Source organism: Photobacterium sp. WH24 (assembly GCF_019204055.1).
GTDB lineage: Bacteria > Pseudomonadota > Gammaproteobacteria > Enterobacterales > Vibrionaceae > Photobacterium > Photobacterium arenosum.
The window spans coordinates 66275-86087 of sequence record NZ_JAGSOZ010000007.1; the positions used below are offsets into that span (position 1 = coordinate 66275).

The window sequence follows — 19813 nt, forward strand, 5'->3', positions numbered from 1 at the left end:
GACTGAGGCTGTTGAAAGGAAATGATTATGTTCCAGCAATTACGCGTACTCTTTCGTCAGGTAATGAATGAAGGTAGTGATGATGGCGCGGCGGTTGATACCCCATCCCTTCACCTGGCGATGGCTTCACTGCTCTGTGAAGTCGCAGATGCCGATCACAGCAGAGACCCCAGCGAGGAAAGTGCAAAGGTCCACCTGTTAGTCAAATTGCTTGAAGTGGATGACACACAAGCCAGAGCTCTGCTGCACGAAGCTCAAACCCGCAGTGAGCAGTCTGTGTCGGTTTTTGAATTCACCAATAAGCTGCGCTCACTGTCTGCGGAAGAGCGTTACCGCTTAATCGAAGCCATGTGGCAGGTCGCTTTTGCTGACGGCATTTTAGACCCGGTGGAAGAAGCCGTTATCCGCCAGGTTGCAGAGCTGATCTATGTTGACCATGCCACTTTCATTAAGGCTAAACTGTCCGCTCAGGCAGGCGCTTCCGAGTGATTCCTTTATGGAATGCCTAATACAGAAGACGGATAATGTAAATCGGGTGATTTTGGGGTAAATTTCTGATAATCACCCGCCATTCCAGTTAAATGCGCCAATAAAACACAACAACTCAGCGAATATAAGCCACAAACAGCCATTATCACCTGATAATACCTTACTTTATCTCGCATTTTCCTTCATCAATAAGACATTCAACAAAAGTTGAAAATGTTGATCATTTTAACAAAATTTTTGAACTTTCTCTTTGAATATAACGAGTGATAGGTCTACGATGTGCCATCAATAAGAAGAAATGCCAAAATTTCAGCCAAAAACAGAGTCTATTGCATGAAAGACGATAAAAGACCCCTATATATCCCCTACGCCGGACCGGCCCTGCTAGAAACTCCTCTACTTAACAAAGGAAGTGCATTTTCTGTCGAAGAGCGAATGTTCTTCAACCTCGAAGGTTTGTTACCAGAAGCGATTGAAACCATTGAAGAACAGGCAGAACGTGCTTATCAGCAGTACCTGAAATTTGACAATGATATGGATAAGCATATCTATCTTCGCAACATTCAGGATACCAACGAGACACTGTTTTACCGACTGGTTGAAAGCCATATCACTGAGATGATGCCAATCATCTACACCCCGACTGTCGGTGCGGCATGTGAGAACTTCTCTAATATTTACCGCCGTGGTCGTGGGCTGTTCATTTCTTATCCGAACCGTGACCGCATTGAAGATATGCTCAACAATGCTTCCCGCCATAATGTCAAAGTCATAGTCGTGACTGACGGCGAGCGTATTCTTGGTCTGGGTGATCAGGGCATCGGCGGCATGGGTATCCCAATTGGTAAGCTGTCGCTCTATACCGCCTGTGGTGGTATCAGTCCGGCTTATACCTTGCCGGTTGTGCTGGACGTGGGTACCAATAACCCGCAGCGTCTGTCTGACCCTATGTACATGGGCTGGCGCCATACCCGTATTACCGGTAAAGAATACGAAGACTTCGTAGATAACTTCATTCAGGCAGTTAAGCAACGCTGGCCAGATGCATTAATCCAATTTGAGGACTTTGCACAGAAAAACGCCATGCCTTTGCTGGATCGCTACAAAGATAAAGTCTGCTGTTTCAACGATGATATCCAGGGTACTGCTGCTGTAACTGTGGGTTCCCTTCTGGCAGCCTGTAAAGCGGCCGGCAGTAAACTGTCTGAACAACGTGTCGCTTTCCTGGGTGCAGGCTCTGCCGGGTGCGGTATTGCTGAAGCGATTATTGCGCAAATGGTCTCTGAAGGTATTTCCGATGCACAGGCACGCAGCCAGGTTTACATGGTAGACCGTTGGGGTCTGCTGCTTGACGATATGCCTAATCTGGTTAACTTCCAGAAAAAACTGGTGCAAACACGTAAGAGCATCAGTGAGTGGGAAACTGATGACAGCAATATTTCCCTACTGGACGTAATGCGTAACGGTAAACCGAACATACTGATCGGGGTATCCGGTGTACCGGGCCTGTTCAGTGAAGAAGTGATCCGTGAAATGCACAAGCATTGTGAACGTCCGATCATCTTCCCGCTATCCAACCCGACCAGCCGTGTAGAAGCCATGCCTGCTGATATCATCCGTTGGACGGACGGTCAGGCTTTGGTTGCCACCGGCTCGCCGTTTGAACCTGTTGTTTATAACGGTAAAACCTACCCGATTGCCCAGTGTAACAACAGTTATATCTTCCCTGGCATTGGTTTGGGCGTGCTGGCTGTTGGTGCCCGCCGCGTAACCGATGAAATGCTGATGGAAAGCAGCCGGGCACTGGCGGAATGTTCCCCCTTAGCCATTAACGGCCGTGGCGCTTTGCTGCCACCGCTGGAAGATATCCAGAATGTGTCTCGCTACATCGCTATGGCAGTGGCGAAGAAAGCAGTTGAGCAACGCAAAGCACCGAAAAACACCGAAGAGCGCATTAAAGAGAAAATTGATGCGAACTTCTGGGAACCGGGCTACCGCCGATACAAGCGGACATCGTTCTAATTATTCGCTTTTTTGATGAACAAACCCGCTACTGGCGGGTTTTTTATTTTTCAGCCTGCCATACTGATGATTTTCACGACAAGTATGACCTGATTTTTACACAACATTATCAACGGATTAAGGTACACTTAAGGCGTTAAGCAACCGTTATTTTTGCGTTTTGGGCCTCTATGAAGCTACCTACATTTCTGCGGTATACCGTCATGCTGATGATTGTACTGTTCGGATTCTTTCTGATACTCGACAGATGGGTAGCAGCGACGACGGCTGATCGTATCTATACCCAGATAGATCTCATCCCTGCCCGCACCGTTGGTCTTGTGCTGGGAACGAGTAAATACATAGCCCATAATCTCAATCCTTATTACAACTACCGGATGGATGCCGCGGTTAAGTTGTACCGGGAGAAAAAGGTCCAGATCTTTCTGTTAAGTGGTGATAACGCGCACCGTTCATACAACGAGCCATGGACTATGAAACGTGATTTGCTCAAAGCCGAGATCCCTGACGAAGTCATTGTGCTCGACTATGCGGGTTTCCGGACGCTGGATTCGGTTATCCGGGCTAAGAATGTGTTTGAAGCTAATAGTCTGGTCATTATTACCCAGCAATTCCATTGTGAACGAGCGCTATTTATTGCCAGTCACAAAAATCTGAATGCCATCTGTCTGGCCGTTCCGGAACCTCGCGGATTCGCCGGATTCAAAATTCGGTTAAGGGAAGTGTTTGCGAGAGTAAAAGCCATACTGGATCTGTACATTCTGAACGAGCAGCCCCGCTTTCCCGGCCCCAAAGAGCCCATATTTACCAAACCGCCTCTGCAGCAAGTACAGCCTGAGCAGCCGACTTACTCAGCACCATTATCTCCTCTTCTTATCAACACGATCTGAGTTCAGACACACTGCCTGAGCAGTGTGTCTGTTTCTGTGTATACCGCAGTTGCCTTCAGCTAAACACCTGCTGAAATGAGTGTTTTAAAGTCCGGTTTTGCCGCTAATCGCTCTAGACTCACTGTCTGCAGCACTTGTTTGAAGGGAGAGTTTTCAAGGAAAAAGGCAATATTATCGCCCGCTGCATCATGAAAAATCTCACTATGGCGAAATTGCACGTACTCAACAGCCACATGGAGATAAAGTGTGGCCAGATTAGGTTGAAACAACACATCTTTTCCGGCGCTTCCTGCCTCTGCTTCCAGTTTTTGCAATGCTTTAACCAGTCCGGTTTTCCCCCGCTGGCTGAGTGCATTGTCTCCCTCAACAAAGCGCCCTAGCGCCACAGTTCTGAATGCTGACTCCATCATGGTTTTTGCCAATCCCATTACAGAAATCTCAAGGGCACTCTGGCTATCCACGGCGAGTAAGGCTTCGGGTTGATATGTTGCAATCAAATACTGGCAGATACATAAGCTTTCACTGAGCGAGACACCGTCATTCAGCGCCAGCGCAGGAATAATACAAAAAGGATTGACCTGCTCTAACTCTTCGGGAGATTGCCAGGGATCAACCCACATTAGTTGCAAAGCATCGCACCGGGACAGCAATGCCGTTGCTGTAACAACCCTCGAAAACGGTGAGGTTTCATTCAAGTAAAGTTTCATAGTCATTCCCTTGTTCAGGATACAGATTGCGAGACAGGTTCGCTTCCCTGTTGAGGAGGCGTGAAAAAGATACATGCAATTGATACAACTAGCGCGCAAGCACTAACGGCAAACAGAATATAGTACGAGGAAAGATGAGCGGCATAATATGCCATGATAAAACCCACCACCCCTTGAGAAATAGCAAAGGACAAGGTCATTGCGCTCCAGGCTTTGGTATGCAGTTCATAGCCGACAGATTCCAGTGTATAGGTCGAAACCAAAGTGACAGTGCCCGGTGTGAAAATACCCACCAGCAGAGAGGAGAAAAACAGCGCTAATGGGTGAGTACTGATTAAGGGAAGCGAAACACCCAGTGCCTTCAAAGAAAAAGCAATTAACAACGAGCGCCTTACTCCTGCATGATCACCAAGAAAACCCGTTAAAACAGGGCCGATTGCGGCTCCAATCCCGAACGTTGCCCAATAGAGCCCGCCACTGACAAACGACATGCCAAGCTCACGCACTATATAATCCACCCAAAAGAGAGTATGAGGCAAGTAGCCGATGGCATTAAAGGTATAGGCCAGCAAGATGAGTAGTACTGTCATCCCCTGCGGTCTGGACATGTTCCGGAAGGTTGCCGGAGCGGAACGACTTCCGGATAACGGCTCTGTTGCTCCCCAGGCATTCCACGTCAGCACAGTAGTCACAAAAGCCACAACCCCCATTCCTATCCATGCAGAAACAACACTATGATAGATAAGAAGCGGAATCAGTGTCCCGGATAACATGGCACCCAGGCCAATACCGGAAAACACCACGCCGCTGACACGAGTTTTGACCTTAGCGCTGTGCATTCTCACAATGACCGGCGGTGCGAGCACCATCAGCATGGCACCTGCGACGCCTGCCAGAGTGCGCAACACGTAAAACCACGCGAGAGGTGCGTCCTGAAACGCACAACCCAGATAGCTGATACTGCTTACCAGCATGGAGACTCGGATAACCTGGCCGACAGTAAAATACCTGATCAGAAAATTGGCTGCCGGCGCGCCAAAGATGTAGCCGATTAACGTTGCCGCTCCCAGATAAGTGGCGTCTTCCACCCTAAACCAACCGGCTTGTATCAGGGCTGGCATCAGAGCGATATAAGCAAAACGCCCAATGCCATTACCAATCAGTGTTGCCCCAAGGCCTGCGAAACTGTATCGGTTAAATATCGGATTACTCTGCATAGGAAAGTGCTCTTCGATTTTCAGCCATCAACGCAAAGAGCTGGTTTACAGCCTTTCCGGCATCCACAATAGCCGTAGAGTTCACGCCCGGTCTTGGAACAATAAACGTATAAAATTTATTGCCTTCCGTTGGAATACCAAGTGCCCACATATTGTCGTGAACACTGCCATCCTGGCTAATCACTTGCATTGTCTTATTCACATCAATCCCGCCTGGATGATACTTACCGTTGTAATACAAACGCGTAAAACCTTTAGAGAGCAATTGTTTCCACAGTGCCGTTCCATCGTCTTTAGGGCTGTGCATCGAAATTTTTGCATGGACTAAAATATCAGCCCGTCGTTCATATTCAGGCCATACAGAAGACTGAAGCACTATCTGTTTACCCTCAGTATCCACTACAACATTGGGCGCAGGTCCCAAATCGAGATGTAAAATCCCACACTCTACCAGTGCCAACATCTCTTCCAGGCGCTCTTTGGGCGGGCCTACAGCTATCCGGTTCATAATTGGAATAAACACTGCATCTATCCAACGGTGAGAGTCTTCCGTCAATCCTTTGAAATCAATAGTGTCACGGATTAAATCCCTAAGATCACGTAAAACATCGCTGGCAGATTTTATTGGACTGTTCACATTTCCCCGCTGTGCTTCTAACAAATCATTTTCAATAAAAGTCAGCAGCCATTTCCCATACGCTTCTTTAGAAGAAAGTACTTTCATTGGTATTGGGGAAATTAGTCTTTGCCACGAAAATCTATCTTCCGGTTTAATTGTTCTGTTTATCAGCTCAACCCGTTTCGGCGGCAATGAAAAGAAATAACTGTTGCAGAATTTTTGTGATTCAATCGCTCCATATTTATCACGTACGTAAGCTTCATAATACGCATATTCCATGTCGTTAATTAAGAGTGGGAGTACGTCTTGGATGAAGTCTATAGAGCCTTTAACACGAAGCTTTCTCACCACATCAGCAGTCAAAAACTTTGCCTTGTATTGAGCAGAAGCGCCCTTTTGGTTAGTCGCTCGACCTGACAAAGGTAAGCCTGTTCGTGAATAAGCAATGATCTGTGGTTCATGCCCGGATGGGGCATACGCTAATCGGCCGTTATCAGAGCGGATAAACTCGCCTCCTCGACCTACCGTAAGCTCTGCCACAACGTCGCACATTGTCAACCCCATGCCTTTCACAGCAACGGTGTCGCCACATCGAATTTCTGATAGCTTTTCTTGAATCGGGTACGGGTCACAAATTTCTAAACCACTTTGTTCTTCTGCCAACTCGGGCTTAGTGTGCCCAGTTGTAATAAACACATAATCCAGTTTATGCCTAGTCTCATCTTCTGTTTTTACTGACCAGCCACCGTCAGATTCTTCAATCTCCACAACCTCAAGAGGAATATAAGATATATTCAATCGAAATGAAGCAAATTCAAGAATGTAGTTAAAGACCCAGTTAAGGTATTGCCCGAACAGTTTTCGAGAGTAGTAGCCGTCAGGATGTACCTCATCAGGGATATCTTTAGAAGGTCGCTGCTCGCATAACCACTGATAAAACGTTGGTCCTGAGAGAATATTGCCAGCCTCAACGACAGAGTCATCTGCAAACATTGTGATTTGTTCTGCAACAGTATTAACTAACAAGTGATTAGGCTGATCTGTGGTATGGCATCCGGATCCAGGTAAATACGGGTCAAATATCAACAAATTAATTTCTGCGTCGATATTATTCATTGCTGAAGCAACAATCCTCTCAACAACACCCAGCCCTCTAGGGCCCACACCAATAACACCAACATTATTTACAGACAACTCAGCACCCTCAACAAACCATTAAGCAACAATTTTTATATACACATTGTGCATACGTTGTTAACAAAGTGTCAAGTAATTACTCTAATTGGATGATATTGTAAAATTAAGTATCGAGAAGACAACTAAGGCCAAGATTGCTGCAGCGAACCATCACCACCGTCATAGGCGGTGGTGATGGGGATAACAGTAAAAAAACAACCCAGCCAAACTGACTGGGTTGTTGTGCATTTCGCTACGATGAAACAATACTGTTATCTCAATGATAAAACCGACTTTTTATTCCTTGCGCTGCCCCTTGTCAGGCAGTGAATACTGTCTCAGCATTTTCATACGTACGCGGCTCAAATGCTGCTGTGCTTCTTCCTGAATACGCTTCTTAAATGCTTTTTTTGTCGATGTCATTATTTGTTAACCTAGCTTGTTTTTTGTTCTATAAACCGCCGGCCGAAAGCCTAAGATCGATGGGCTTATTCAAGCACCAAGACCAAGCACCAGAAGATAATTGACCCGACCAGCTATCGCAAGCCAGACATAAGCAATTTTTTACCTGTGTTTGCTCATGCCTTGTTATCAATACATCGAACTCTAGTAAAGACAACATCGCCTGTTTTGTCATCGTCTCTACTCAGGCGAGCAGAAACATAATGGGTAGATTCCCACACATTCAAAAATCATGACCTCACAAAAGCCATGACAACTCAGCCCACACGTCACATTCGCGTTAACAAAGTATAAAAAAAATGCAACATTTCAGTTCGGCAGCACAACAGAAGCGAAAAACGCCTCGTGCCAAACCTACACCATAATTACAGTCAATCTGAAAGGAACCCAATATGACAGCCTTAGCACTGACACTTAAACAGTGGCTGTTTGACCGGAACAGCCTGATACTGCTTGCAGATATCGCCCTATTTTTCGTCCTGCTAAATACATTACCTGTTGAAAAAGAAGTAGCAACGGGTCTGAGTATTCTTGCTTTCGTCGCCGTACTCTGGCTGACAGAAGCGGTTCATGTCAGCATCACAGCACTACTCGTCCCCTTGCTGGCGGTCGGTTTTGGCGTTTTCAAAACCAACCAAGCGCTGGGTAACTTCTCCGATCCCATCATTTTCCTGTTTTTGGGTGGTTTTGCTCTTGCAGCTGCTTTGCGCAGTCAAGAATTGGATCAAGCCATCGCAGATAAAGTGCTGGCGATGGCGAAAGGAAAGATGTCTGTCGCCGTTTTCCTGTTGTTCGGTGTGACCGCTGGCCTGTCTATGTGGATCAGCAATACAGCAACAGTTGCTATGATGTTGCCTCTGGTGTTGGGTGTACTGGCTAAAGTGGATGCCAAAAACCAGCGTAACACCTATGTCTTCGTACTATTAGGCCTTGCTTACTGTGCCAGCATCGGTGGGATTGCCACTGTTATTGGTAGCCCGCCAAATGCCATTGCTGCCGCCGAAGCCGGACTGAGCTTTACCGATTGGATGGCCTTCGGCTTGCCTACCGCACTAGTATTGTTACCTTTGGCGATTGGCGTACTGTACTTCCTGCTCAAACCAAACCTGAACCACACTTTCGAGCTGAATCACAAGCCAGTCGAATGGAACAACGGAAAGAAAATCACCCTTGCTATCTTTGCAATAACCGTTGTGCTGTGGATTTTCAGTAAACCCATCAATGGTATGTTAGGCGGACTGAGCAAGTTTGACACTCTGGTCGCGCTGTTTGCTGTCGCTCTGCTGGGTGCATCACGCGTCGTAAAATGGAAGCAGATTGAAAAAACAACCGACTGGGGTGTGTTGCTGCTGTTCGGTGGTGGTATCTGTTTGAGTAACGTACTGAAAGAAACCGGTACCAGTATCTTCCTGGCTAACAGCCTGAGCGGCTTCCTGGATCAGGCTGGCCTGCTGCTCACCATCCTGGTTGTGGCCGCTTTCGTGGTATTCCTGACCGAATTTGCCAGCAACACCGCCAGTGCGGCTTTGCTTGTCCCTGTTTTCGCTTCTGTGGCAGATGCTATGGGTATATCGCCAGTGATTCTTTCCGTGTTAATTGGTGTTGCCGCCTCTTGCGCTTTCATGCTCCCTGTTGCGACGCCACCTAATGCGATTGTATTTGGTTCTGGTCATATCAAACAAAGTGAAATGATGCGCGCCGGCGTTTATCTGAACATTGTTGCCATTGCTTTCCTTACTATGGTGGCTTACCTGTTCTGGTAAACGATTGCGCTGACAACCCTGATAATAATAACAATAGCAAAGCCAATCTCTTTTTCCCGGTGGCCAATTGGCCACCTTTTTTTTATTAACCTTTTTATTAACCTTTTTATTAACCTTTTTATTAACCTTATGTTATCAAGCTGTGTTATTAACCTAGGAGTCAGCCGTATACCGATAATCTCTCTGGCAACCGTTATTATGGTGTGTACGATACGGCTACGCTCCAGACCCGAGTGATAATAATCTTTACCTTCGATCAAACGTGCAAACTCTGCAGCTTCATACTGCATGGTATTTTTTGCCTGAAATCGTGACAGCGTCACATCAGATTCATCTCTGCGATGAATAACAATATTGCGGCATTCTGCTATGGTATCAATCACTAATGTCCCCAGCTCTCCTTGCAACTCGCAAGGTATCTTACTGTCACTCACTTTAGAGTGAGTAATGACGGTATCGAAATCACCGTAATGCAAAACCAGAGTACCATGAGCATCCACCCCAGAGTCCAGCAACGTACCTTGAGCCGTGAAGCTCTGAGGCTCACCGAACAATGCGATAGCGACACTCAATGGATAGATACCGATATCCATCAGTGAGCCATTAGCGAATTCAGGATTAAAAGTATTCGGGTTGTCACCGTTGAGATACTTATCATAACGGGATGAATACTGACAAAAACTGAAATACGCTTTACGCAGCCGTCCGATTTTACTCAGGCTGTTTCGCACCACGGCAAAGTTAGGGTTGTATGTCGTTTTCAGCGCCTCAAACACCACCACATTCTTCGCCTGAGCCAGTTCAATTAAAGCCTCAGCTTCCTGAATGTTGGATGCCATAGGTTTCTCAACCATCACATGTTTTCCGGCACGGATAAAGATTTCAGCCTGAGAGGTGTGAAAAGCATTGGGGCTGGCAATATACACAGCATCTATGTCATCACTGTTTGCCATTGCTTCAAGGTCATCAAAACAACGTTTAATCTGGTGCTTTCGCGCAAAATTTTCAGCACTTTCCATTGTTCTGGAATAGACAGCGACAGGATTGATCTTCCCTGTTTGCTGGGCTGCCTCTATAAAACTGTCAGTGATCCAATTTGTACCGACCGTTGCCACTCTTAACATTTGCCCAGGTTCCTCTCTGCCACTTTGTTTATTTCATTATGCACACAGGAAAATTCGGGTAAACGACAAGGGTTTGATGATGAGCACAAATCCATGCTTTGATAGCTTGGAGTCCGTTAGAGCTTGAAGTAAGATAACAGGCTGACTCAATGGGTTTTCACCGATGTTCCTGCATTTTCCCGTAGAGAAAGCAACCGAATTCATATTTTTGCAATTTTTATTTGCCTAAAAGTATAACCAGAACAGAGAATCGCTATGTACCACGCCGAAATCACTGGTTGGGGCAAGTGCCTGCCGCCAGCTATTCTGACTAATGATGAACTCAGCCAGTTTGTCGAAACCGATGATGAATGGATCCAGTCCCGTACCGGGATTCAGGAGCGCCGCATCAGCCACGTTGATACCTCGAAGCTGGCAGAGGTAGCCGGAGCCCGTGCACTGGCAGCCGCTGGATTAACAGCCAGTGATCTGGATTTAATCATCATCGCTTCCTGCTCACCTGACACACTGATGCCGAATATTGCGTCCAAAGTCGCGCTGGATCTGGGTGCCAAACGTGCCGCAGCGTTCGATCTGAACGCCGCTTGTACCGGTTTCATTTACAGCCTGGAAACCGCCACACGCCTGATTCAGGCCGGTAATTACCGTCATGCGCTGGTTATTGGTGCAGAACGTTTATCCTGGCTGATCGACTGGAGCAAACGCGACACCGCCGTTCTGTTCGGCGATGGTGCAGGCGCAGTGATCATCAGCCGTACTGAAGAAAAACTTGGCCTTCAGGAAGCGCAGCTTGGTTGTGATGCTGAAGGCCGTGATGTGCTGGCCATTCCTGACTTCGGCACGTCTATGGATCGCTTCAATCCGGATCCGGGTCACTTTACCTTTAACTTCGTTGGCCGTGAAATTTTCCGCCGCGCGGTACGGGGCATGGGTTCTGCAGCCAGTACAGTGCTGGAACGTGCTCAGTTAAACAAAGATGAGATTGATGTAGTCATTCCCCATCAGGCTAACAAGCGTATTATTGAAGCCCTGTGCGATCACACAGGCATTCCGCTGGAAAAAGCTTTCGTCAACATTCATCGCTACGGCAATACCTCTGCCGCGACTGTGCCAATTGCATTGTGTGAAGCGGTTGAAGAAGGATTCATCAAGCCCGGTAACACCATATTGTCGGCAGCATTTGGTGCCGGCCTGACCTGGGGGGCCTGCCTGATTAAATGGGGGCAGCGGGTAACGCCTGTCGCGCAATCAGATGCCGAACTGCCGCCTTGTGAGAAAACAGCGCGCGAGATTATGCAAAACGCGATTGACCACTGTACTGGTGTGAAATAATTACATTCTGTCAGCCGCAGTAAATATCCGCCTTCTGAGAAAGCAGCTTTAAACAATGACCACCGCCATAAGCGGTGGTTTAGGGGCGACAATTAAAAAGCCACTTAGTCACTAAGTGGCTTTTTCGCCTCAATGGGCAAATTCTAACGCTTGGAATTCTAACGTTTGGATGACTGACGCTTACCTCTGCCGTGATGCACTTTTAGCTGCTTTTTCATGCGGCGTTTATCGGCTGAACGGCCTTTAGGCGCGTGTTCCGGAGGCGAAATAGTCGGATTAGGTTCATAACCTGCCAGCCATTCTTGTGGTAAGCGCGTATCCAGCAGATCTTCTATCGCCTTTAACGCCCATTCTTCGTCCAGGCTCATCAGCGATACAGCCAGACCTTCACTGCCGGCACGACCGGTGCGTCCGATGCGGTGAACATAGTCTTCCGCTTTAAAGGGCATATCAAAGTTCACGACATACGAGAGCTGTTCTATATCCAGCCCTCTGGCTGCCACGTCGGTTGCAATCAAGGCCCGCACTTTTCCTGATTTAAAATCATCTAAAGCGCGCTGTCTTGCCCCCTGGCTTTTATCACCATTAATGGACGCAGCTTTAATACCATCCAGCTGTAATTCCTTCACCAAGGCATCCGATCCCTGTTTGGTTTTGGTAAACACCAGCACCTGTTGCCAGTTACGTGAGCCAATCAGATAAGCCAGTAATTCGGCTTTACGGTGTTTATCAACCGGGTAGACAATCTGCTGCACGGTTTCTGCAGTGGTATTGGCAGGGGTGACTTCGATGACAGAAGGATCCTGCATCATCTTATAAGCCAGGTTCTTTACTGCTTTCGAGAAGGTGGCAGAAAACAGCAAAGTTTGCCGCGGCGCTTTCATTCGCCTTAAAATACGCTGAATTTCATCCTGAAAGCCCATATCCAGCATACGGTCCGCTTCATCAAGCACCAGATATTCCACCTGACTGAGATCGATATTACCGACATGCGCGTGATCCAATAAACGTCCCGGGGTGGCAACGACTATCTCGGGATGATCTCTGAGAGCTTTGGTCTGCATATTCATGCTGGTACCGCCATACACAGCCACAGATGTGAGAGGTAAAACAGCACAGAAGGCGTCCATGTTGTCCTGTACCTGCTGCGCCAGCTCTCTGGTCGGCGTCAGAATCAAGGCTCTGACTGGCGCGCCCTTACCCAGCCCCTGATTCTTAGCGGTTTGGCTGAGCATCCGATCCAGCATCGGCAATCCGTAAGCAGCGGTTTTTCCTGTTCCTGTCTGTGCTGCAGCCAGCACATCCTTTCCCGCCAACACAGCAGGGATCGCCAGTTGCTGTACCGGAGTCGGTTCTGTAAAGCCTTGCGTATTGATCGCTGAAAGAATTTCAGCCTGTAGCCCTAACTTGGAAAACGCCATACCGCTGCCTTGATCACGAAAAAGCAGGGATTCTATCCCCTGTTGCGGTGAGTTACCAATAAAAAAGCACCCTTGCGGGTGCCTTCAGCATAATAAGGGTATGGTTCAGACCGTTTCGATATTCAGGAAAGCCGCGCCACGGACACCGCCCGCATCGCCATGTTTGGCTTTGATGATTTTAGGTGCGCGGGCCACCGACAGCAGGTGCTTAGGCAAACGCTTTGGCAACTCATCATACAAGAGTTCGAAATTGGACAAACCGCCGCCCAGAACAACCACATGTGGATCCAAGCCTGTCAGCAGATTACCCAGACAAATGGCCAGCAGCTCAACAAAACGTTCAACATGCTCAACGGCTTTCGCTTCACCTTGGTTGTAGTGCTTAATTATCTCAACCGCCGGGACTTTCTCTCCAAAATAATGCGCATAAAGCTGTTCAAAACCGCGGCCGGACAGATAGTTGTCAATACAGCCTTTGTTGTCACAGCCGCATTGGAATAGAGGGGCTTTCTCACCCAGGTGAAACCAGGCATCAATAGGTAGACGCGTATGGCCCAGTTCACCGGCGACATGGTTTTTACCGGAAAACACTTTTCCGTTAAACACTAAACCACCGCCAAAACCCGTGCCCAGAATCAGCCCCAGCACAGACGGTTCATCACGCAATGCTTCATCCCATGCTTCAGACAAAGCAAAACAGTTTGCATCGTTATCAATACTGACAGTACGGCCAAGACGGCTTTCAAGGTCTCGACGCAGGTGGCGGCCTTTTGCAGCAGGGATATTGGACGTCAGCACTGTGCCATTTTCGGCGTCTTCCATACCGGGGATACCGATACCAATTTTCCCTTTACAGTGAAAACGTTCATCCGCTCTACCGATCAATTCCACCAGCGTCTCAATTAACGCCTCATAATCATCACCCGGCGTAGGTACACGTTCAGTGGCCACACGCTCAAGTTGTTCGTTGAAAGCACCAAATTCAATTTTAGTGCCTCCTACATCGAAGCCGTAATACATCGTTGTCTCCATTATTTTGCGCTGCAAAAATTATCCATTTATCAGCATATACAGACTGTGACACAAACCATATTTAGCAGTGTATCAATCAGCGCAAGCGCACAATTATATTAAGTAAGCAATGCAAAGCTGAAAAGCACGGTTACACACAAGCTTCGGAGAGCACCGCCTGCTTTAGGCGCGCCAAAGCCGAGTCTTCAGGCAAAGACCGGTTTAGTTTTCCGACCATATAATTTTCTCTGAATACATCAAACCAGAGATCCAGCATTCGGGCATTTTCCTGTTCACCGAAACCGGCCACGATCCGGGCCGCGACTTCTGCCGTACCCAGCTGATTGTCCTTGGCCGCTTCCCTTACCTGATAACGTGAACGTGACTCAGGCGTAATTGACAGCATAGGAAATTCGTTCAGATACGGGCTTTTACGGAACATTTTTTTCGCTTCAGACCAGCTTCCGTCAAGCAAAATAAACAATGGCCGTTTGCCGGCCGCAGGCACAACCTCGCTTGCGACACGCTCTGGGGTACCGTATTCCGCAGGAAAAATCACATAAGGTTGCCATTGGGGATCAGTCAGCACCGCAAGCATGGCGGGATCAGGCTCAGTTCGAGACCAGATAAATGCAAAGGTATCGATAAAAAGATCGGCAATCAGCCTGCCGGTGTTACTGGGCTTCAGCACTTCATCATCATACATAATCAGCATGAAAGCGGCGTCAGACTCAATCTGTGGTTTATGGCTGCAGATACAAAGGTGGGCTCTGAGCATGCAGAACTGACAACGCTCAACTTTTCCACCCCGTGCCAGAAATGGCCGTGTTGAACGGGCAAGACGCATTTCATACAGGTTATGAACAGCGTGGATACGCATAGCTAGACTACCAGGGAAAGAAAAAACGCCAGCATTCTACTGGCGTTAGTGACCCGGTGACAAGTCTATGCCTGCGGTTTCTAAACGGCAGGGTCCAGAATTTTATAGCGCGTCAGCATCTGGCTCTGCTCCCGCGCAATATCAGACACAGTTCTGGCTTCTTCTACCAGCGTCGATAATTGCTGATTGTTGAGGCTGGCCTGACTGGCGACTTCCTCAACACTTCGGCCCACTTCCATGGAAGCATTTTCCTGTTGTTGTGTGGCAGCAGAAATCGTGATCACTTTATCGGTAATCCGGGCAATGGCGCCTTGTATACTCTGAATAGCCGATTCAACCTCGCCACTCAGATTAATGGAGGCTGTCATTTCGCTACGGCTTTCCTGCATTGCCGTGTTCGCCTCCTCTGCCGCCTGGTGCAGCTCGGCGATAGTCCGGCGGATCGACTCGGTTTGCTGGTTGGTCTCACTGGCCAGTTTTCTGACTTCGTCGGCCACCACGGCAAAACCGCGTCCCTGCTCACCCGCCCGTGCCGCTTCGATTGCCGCGTTCAGCGCCAGAAGGTTGGTATTGTTGGCAATCGTGCTGATAAGCTCCACGACTTCTGTAATTTTGCCGACGTGTTCATCAAGCGAGATCATACAGGCCTCGTTTCGCGCAAACTGAACATCCAGAGACTGCAGTCTTTCGGTGCTGCGCGCAATAATCCCGGCCCCTTCTTGCGCCAGCGTATTGGCCGCTTCGGCTTCGGTTTCCGACTCAGTGGTACTTTGCGCGATTTCTTTGATAGAGGCTTCCAGCTCAGTGATGGCAGCAGCAATAGTGCTCAACTGATCACTCTGCTGACTGAGTGCGCGGCGAGACTGCGCCGAAGCGGCCTGACTGCGCTCAGCCGCCTGAGTTAAGGTATGGCCATTCTCACTGAGTTGCGCCATGGCATGGCTGTTGGTCCGATTTGACTGATTCAGCAAACTGGCCAGTTCGGCAAATTCTTTCGGTGCGTTTTCGTCTGCGATGACTGTCAGATCACCCACGCTGTTTGCCTTGATCACATCATCCAGACGCTGCAAAGAAAGGCGAACCGTCTTGCTGACCCAGGCGCCGGCTAGTAGCGCCAACAGCAAACCGGCGACACTCAGTGCAATAAAAATCATTTTGGCATTGTCGCTGGCGGCCAGAACACCCTGTTCGCTTTCATAGATCATGCGCTGTGAACCTGTCTCCATATCTCCCAGCTTGAGCATGATTTTTTCCACCTGCACTTTTGCCTGATCGGCTTTTTCAGCCTGCGTCTGTATCAGGCGAAGCGTATCGAGCTTGAGCGCGACCATCCCCTGCTCGCTAAACAGCTCTTTCACCATATCAAACGGTACAGATAAACTGGAGTATTCCGCCAATTCAGGATTTAGTCGATTCAGCTCTTTCCACGCGTATAACATGCCTGACAAATTAGTCCGATTCAGATCTTTAGCGTACGCTTCGGCTTTTTTCAGATCGCTTTCAAACAACAAAGCCACCATGTTGTTTCCCATTTCCTGGGAATGATTAATGAAGTTAGTCACATGACCCATAGCCGCAGTATCGCCAGCGTACAACCCGATGCTGATCCTGCTCATTTCAGAGCGAACAGATGAAACAGCATAGTTCATCGTAGCTTTGTCAGATTCCAGCTTGGCTTGATTGGTCAGAATGTGCTGCTGTGTTTGTTGAATGGACGAGACGAGTTGATTAAATGTGGTGAGATCGCTTTCAAAAGCACTGACATCATTTTCAAGCCAGCTAATGCTATGTTCAGTCGCCAGCTGCTGCAATTCTGCTACGGCATCTTCTACATGCTGTTCATTACTTTTCAGTGTGTTCAGTGCCGTCTTCAGGGTTTCTATTGTCCGGCTATTTATCACCTCTGTCAGACTCTGGGCGGAAGCCAGTGATCCCTCTACCATTTCGGCATTCAGGGTTGCGACGGGTAATGCCTGCTGGCTCAGCGAGGCGAACTGCGTAGAAACACGGTTAAGCCCTTGATTACCAAAGAATGACAGCAATCCACCGATAACCACAAGAAGCAGAAAGACTGACTGTATCAGAACCACAACTGACAGCCTTGTCCGTTGAGTGCGTTTTTTTGTCATAATGAACCTTTGTCAATGCCACAATTTCTGCCCCAGCAAAACCAGTTCCAACACGTTACAGGACAATAATTGTGATCCTATTCTCATTAAATTCGCCGTTAACATACGGCTCAAATATGACAATAAAATGTCAAAGGTAAAAAATATGTAACGAAAGCCTGCAGTTAGCTAAATGTCAGCGACAAAAAAAGCAGCCTCAGCTGCTTCTGTGTTGCTTGCCGGATGTCGCTCTCCGAGCATTGTGTTCAGGCGTGTGAAGTTTGTTGACTTATCACACTGTCAAACAGGTTTTTGACCAGGCTGATATAATCTTCCAGGAAGGTAATTTGTTCAATTCCCGGGTTTTTCTGCCATAAGCCGCCTAGCATTTCCGCCATATCATCCAATACAGCATCGGCTTCCTGCATTAGCTTGAATCGAAACTCCGGTTCAAGATCCGGGTTCTGACCAAACACCGCCATCAGGTTTGTAGCGATCAGATCCGTGACAACATTTTCTACGGTTTCCTCACTTGCATCAGTACCGCTTACAGCAAACACACTCAGGTGCTCCGTAAAATACTCAATCAGCGCGTGATAACCATCAGATTCAACAACCATATCTTTTGCTTATTCCACCCAACACTACAGCAAATGATAGAGTGTCCAATTTGTTTTTCAAGCTCTGTGACACCAAGTGTGCTCAAGTTAACTATTTTATTTATCAATAAGAAACAGCTAATTTAGCCATCCGCCAGGTGACTTTTGCCAGCACCAGCCTCCGAGCAGTTAACAACGCGGATTTTCGGTCTTTGCTGATACCATGCTGCAGTTGGAACACTGGTGACGTTAGGAGGGCTTTTACGTTACAATCCTGTCACTAAAATCTGAACTATAGAGATAGACATTCCAATGAAATTTGTTCGATGGTTCCTTGGCCGGATTATCCTGCTGCTCAATGTTGTATTTACGCCAAAATCCATGAAACGCTCTGCCCTTGAGCAAAGCGAAATCAATGTGGCGGCTGAAAAGCTGAAGCTTTACCAATTTGATGCCTGCCCTTTCTGTGTCAAAGTCCGCCGCAGTGCCAAACGACTGGCTCTTCCTCTCAAAACCCTTGATGCGAAGAAACCTGCCTTCGAACAGGAACTGATTAATGGCGGCGGAAAACGTAAGGTACCTTGTCTGCGAATTGAAAAAGAAGATGGACATGTGGAATGGATGTATGAATCTTCTGACATTATTCAATATCTTGAAAAACGATTTGCCTAATCTTCCCGTATAACTAGAAGCCCGACTCTGATCGGGTTTCTAAGTGACGACAGTTTTTTGACAGCCATCTGATACTTCCCCCGCCCGATTTCAGTATTATTTCTTATACAACGCGACCTTAGCTATTTGCTAAACTCAATTTGCTACCCTTATCAGTGAGGAGCTCTCATGCGATTACATCGTACTGCCTGCTTAGTTTTTGCTTCCATGTTAGGTGCTGCTGTCACAGGTTCTGCACTTGCAGCTCAGGAAGAAAAAGCAGCCGCAAAAGCACCCAGTCAGGCCGAAAGCGATGACAGCAACAAAAACAACGAGGATAATTCTATTCAAGTGGGCGACGTGCTGACGGTTAAACTGGATGCACTGTTACCAACACAACCTGTTCTTGCTTTTGACAGGGTGTTTGCCAGCCTGGGCCGTTACGAAGCACGCCCGGCCCAAATGTTTGATGACCTTTGCCTGACTAGCGGAGGCAAAGGTGTGAAAACATGGGATCACCAGTCTAAACCGACCGTTCTGGAAAGCTATACTTGCCAAGAACCGCCAGGCAGCAATCAGGATGCCCTGCCTACCGTGCTGCTTGCGCCGGACGGTAAAACCCTTTACCTGCTCTCTGGTCATCATATTCTGACGACATTCTGGGATATGCCTAACGGTGGAACCAGTGTTCCTGTAAAAGTGAAAGTCACACAAAGCCTGGCCGGCGATGATATTGATGAAGTCTGGAATGCGATGAAAGAAGCTGGGCAATTCTGGCTGTTTGATACCCGTGGCGAAAAAATCAAACCTTCTGAGTTACCTGAGTATCTGGGTATGAAGCAGTTAAAGCATGATAAATATTTGTCACTGGTCTTTTTCCTGCGCAATATCGCTTACAGCGATCCCGATAAAGGCAAAACGGTGAACCCTCTGATCCGGCCTATGTCTATTCCCTATATGCAATATCACTGGGCCCAGTATCTGCGTAAAAAAATGAAGGTGTCGAGTTACGACCTTAACGACCCCGATGAATACACTGCTGCACTTAAAGAAGCGGCAAGCCTTATTGTGGCGGCGGCAGATGATGAAAACATTGCCTCATCAGGCAAAACTGCGAAAGAATTGGGTCAGTTTGATGAAGTCAATACCAAAGCACTGGATTCATTACTCACCCGGCCGACCTCAAGCTGGAGCTACGCATTAGCCTATCGCCAGCGTGAAAAAGAAGAATCCACACCAAAACGCATTCTTGAAGAGCAAAAAGCGAAAAAAGAAAGCGCCAAAAAAGAGGTTGCACCTGCAAGCGCCGAGAAAACTGAGAACTAAAGGCAGTATTATGCAA

At 47.8% G+C, this 19813-nt stretch carries 17 protein-coding genes; 7 read left to right on the top strand and 10 right to left on the bottom strand.

What is annotated here, in order from left to right:
* Window positions 1-27 precede the first annotated feature (27 nt).
* From KCG43_RS10280 to KCG43_RS10290, 3 genes are all read left to right on the top strand, one after another.
* A complete protein-coding gene (locus KCG43_RS10280; protein ID WP_192017140.1) occupies window positions 28-489 on the top strand; it encodes a TerB family tellurite resistance protein in 462 nt (153 codons plus the stop codon).
* 333 nt (window positions 490-822) lie between these two features.
* Complete coding sequence (locus KCG43_RS10285; RefSeq protein WP_192017141.1) at window positions 823-2511, top strand: NAD-dependent malic enzyme; 1689 nt, start codon at window positions 823-825, stop codon at window positions 2509-2511.
* A 209-nt stretch (window positions 2512-2720) separates the two neighbouring features.
* A complete protein-coding gene (locus KCG43_RS10290; RefSeq protein WP_370630680.1) occupies window positions 2721-3401 on the top strand; it encodes a vancomycin high temperature exclusion protein in 681 nt (226 codons plus the stop codon).
* Window positions 3402-3460: 59 nt separating this feature from the next.
* Here the strand turns inward: KCG43_RS10290 and KCG43_RS10295 are convergent, their stop codons facing one another.
* From KCG43_RS10295 to KCG43_RS21400, 4 genes are all read right to left on the bottom strand, one after another.
* Window positions 3461-4108, bottom strand: coding sequence for a glutathione S-transferase family protein (locus tag KCG43_RS10295; RefSeq protein ID WP_192017143.1), 648 nt, complete (start codon window positions 4106-4108; stop codon window positions 3461-3463).
* A 14-nt stretch (window positions 4109-4122) separates the two neighbouring features.
* On the bottom strand, window positions 4123-5325 hold the full coding sequence (locus KCG43_RS10300; RefSeq protein WP_192017144.1) for a YbfB/YjiJ family MFS transporter: 1203 nt from the start codon (window positions 5323-5325) through the stop codon (window positions 4123-4125).
* Window positions 5315-7138, bottom strand: a complete 1824-nt coding sequence (locus tag KCG43_RS10305) for an FAD/NAD(P)-binding protein (protein WP_218384671.1) — start codon at window positions 7136-7138, stop codon at window positions 5315-5317. The genes KCG43_RS10300 and KCG43_RS10305 overlap by 11 nt, the downstream gene beginning before the upstream one ends.
* 279 nt (window positions 7139-7417) lie before the next feature.
* Window positions 7418-7543: a hypothetical protein gene (locus KCG43_RS21400; RefSeq protein WP_255557964.1), complete on the bottom strand. Its 126-nt coding sequence runs from the start codon at window positions 7541-7543 to the stop codon at window positions 7418-7420.
* A gap of 431 nt (window positions 7544-7974) precedes the next feature.
* Between KCG43_RS21400 and KCG43_RS10310 the strand changes: the two genes are divergently transcribed.
* Window positions 7975-9345 (top strand): DASS family sodium-coupled anion symporter, encoded by a 1371-nt coding sequence (locus tag KCG43_RS10310; protein WP_192017146.1) that lies wholly within the window; start codon window positions 7975-7977, stop codon window positions 9343-9345.
* On the opposite strand, the gene KCG43_RS10315 is transcribed toward KCG43_RS10310, so the two are convergent.
* Entirely contained in the window at window positions 9330-10469 is a 1140-nt protein-coding gene (locus tag KCG43_RS10315; RefSeq protein WP_218384672.1) for a Gfo/Idh/MocA family protein, read from the bottom strand. The genes KCG43_RS10310 and KCG43_RS10315 overlap by 16 nt on opposite strands.
* A gap of 249 nt (window positions 10470-10718) precedes the next feature.
* Between KCG43_RS10315 and KCG43_RS10320 the strand changes: the two genes are divergently transcribed.
* The gene (locus KCG43_RS10320; protein ID WP_218384818.1) at window positions 10719-11801 is read left to right on the top strand and encodes a ketoacyl-ACP synthase III; all 1083 of its coding nucleotides are present in this window, start codon (window positions 10719-10721) and stop codon (window positions 11799-11801) included.
* A 158-nt stretch (window positions 11802-11959) separates the two neighbouring features.
* On the opposite strand, the gene KCG43_RS10325 is transcribed toward KCG43_RS10320, so the two are convergent.
* The 5 genes from KCG43_RS10325 to KCG43_RS10345 all read right to left on the bottom strand — a co-directional run bounded on the left by KCG43_RS10325 (window position 11960) and on the right by KCG43_RS10345 (window position 17841).
* Window positions 11960-13222 (bottom strand): DEAD/DEAH box helicase, encoded by a 1263-nt coding sequence (locus tag KCG43_RS10325; protein WP_192017148.1) that lies wholly within the window; start codon window positions 13220-13222, stop codon window positions 11960-11962.
* 105 nt (window positions 13223-13327) lie between these two features.
* A complete protein-coding gene (gene nagK / locus KCG43_RS10330; RefSeq protein ID WP_218384673.1) occupies window positions 13328-14242 on the bottom strand; it encodes an N-acetylglucosamine kinase in 915 nt (304 codons plus the stop codon).
* A gap of 142 nt (window positions 14243-14384) precedes the next feature.
* Window positions 14385-15113, bottom strand: a complete 729-nt coding sequence (locus KCG43_RS10335; RefSeq protein ID WP_218384674.1) for a tRNA-uridine aminocarboxypropyltransferase — start codon at window positions 15111-15113, stop codon at window positions 14385-14387.
* Window positions 15114-15193: 80 nt separating this feature from the next.
* The gene (locus KCG43_RS10340) at window positions 15194-17242 is read right to left on the bottom strand and encodes a methyl-accepting chemotaxis protein (RefSeq protein WP_218384675.1); all 2049 of its coding nucleotides are present in this window, start codon (window positions 17240-17242) and stop codon (window positions 15194-15196) included.
* 245 nt (window positions 17243-17487) lie between these two features.
* Window positions 17488-17841 carry a DUF3802 family protein gene (locus tag KCG43_RS10345; protein ID WP_027252261.1) on the bottom strand — a complete coding sequence of 118 codons (354 nt, stop codon included), beginning with the start codon at window positions 17839-17841 and terminating at the stop codon, window positions 17488-17490.
* 291 nt (window positions 17842-18132) lie between these two features.
* Here KCG43_RS10345 and KCG43_RS10350 point away from each other — a divergent pair, with 291 nt between their 5' ends.
* Together KCG43_RS10350 and KCG43_RS10355 are read left to right on the top strand one after the other, a co-directional pair.
* Complete coding sequence (locus KCG43_RS10350) at window positions 18133-18492, top strand: glutathione S-transferase N-terminal domain-containing protein (protein WP_192017152.1); 360 nt, start codon at window positions 18133-18135, stop codon at window positions 18490-18492.
* 168 nt (window positions 18493-18660) lie between these two features.
* On the top strand, window positions 18661-19797 hold the full coding sequence (locus KCG43_RS10355) for a ParB/Srx family N-terminal domain-containing protein (protein WP_218384676.1): 1137 nt from the start codon (window positions 18661-18663) through the stop codon (window positions 19795-19797).
* The last annotated feature ends 16 nt before the right edge of the window (window positions 19798-19813 follow it).

What these genes read in the sequence shown, in the direction of transcription:
- KCG43_RS10340 (WP_218384675.1), bottom strand. Translation starts at nt 17,242, where the DNA reads ATGACAAAAAAACGCACTCAACGGACAAGGCTGTCAGTTGTGGTTCTG.
- KCG43_RS10300 (WP_192017144.1), bottom strand. Translation starts at nt 5,325, where the DNA reads ATGCAGAGTAATCCGATATTTAACCGATACAGTTTCGCAGGCCTTGGG.
- KCG43_RS10290 (WP_370630680.1), top strand. Translation starts at nt 2,721, where the DNA reads ATGATTGTACTGTTCGGATTCTTTCTGATACTCGACAGATGGGTAGCA.
- KCG43_RS10315 (WP_218384672.1), bottom strand. Translation starts at nt 10,469, where the DNA reads ATGTTAAGAGTGGCAACGGTCGGTACAAATTGGATCACTGACAGTTTT.
- KCG43_RS10295 (WP_192017143.1), bottom strand. Translation starts at nt 4,108, where the DNA reads ATGAAACTTTACTTGAATGAAACCTCACCGTTTTCGAGGGTTGTTACA.
- KCG43_RS10355 (WP_218384676.1), top strand. Translation starts at nt 18,661, where the DNA reads ATGCGATTACATCGTACTGCCTGCTTAGTTTTTGCTTCCATGTTAGGT.
- nagK (WP_218384673.1), bottom strand. Translation starts at nt 14,242, where the DNA reads ATGTATTACGGCTTCGATGTAGGAGGCACTAAAATTGAATTTGGTGCT.
- KCG43_RS10280 (WP_192017140.1), top strand. Translation starts at nt 28, where the DNA reads ATGTTCCAGCAATTACGCGTACTCTTTCGTCAGGTAATGAATGAAGGT.
- KCG43_RS10350 (WP_192017152.1), top strand. Translation starts at nt 18,133, where the DNA reads ATGAAATTTGTTCGATGGTTCCTTGGCCGGATTATCCTGCTGCTCAAT.
- KCG43_RS10310 (WP_192017146.1), top strand. Translation starts at nt 7,975, where the DNA reads ATGACAGCCTTAGCACTGACACTTAAACAGTGGCTGTTTGACCGGAAC.
- KCG43_RS10335 (WP_218384674.1), bottom strand. Translation starts at nt 15,113, where the DNA reads ATGCGTATCCACGCTGTTCATAACCTGTATGAAATGCGTCTTGCCCGT.
- KCG43_RS10285 (WP_192017141.1), top strand. Translation starts at nt 823, where the DNA reads ATGAAAGACGATAAAAGACCCCTATATATCCCCTACGCCGGACCGGCC.
- KCG43_RS21400 (WP_255557964.1), bottom strand. Translation starts at nt 7,543, where the DNA reads ATGACATCGACAAAAAAAGCATTTAAGAAGCGTATTCAGGAAGAAGCA.
- KCG43_RS10325 (WP_192017148.1), bottom strand. Translation starts at nt 13,222, where the DNA reads ATGGCGTTTTCCAAGTTAGGGCTACAGGCTGAAATTCTTTCAGCGATC.
- KCG43_RS10345 (WP_027252261.1), bottom strand. Translation starts at nt 17,841, where the DNA reads ATGGTTGTTGAATCTGATGGTTATCACGCGCTGATTGAGTATTTTACG.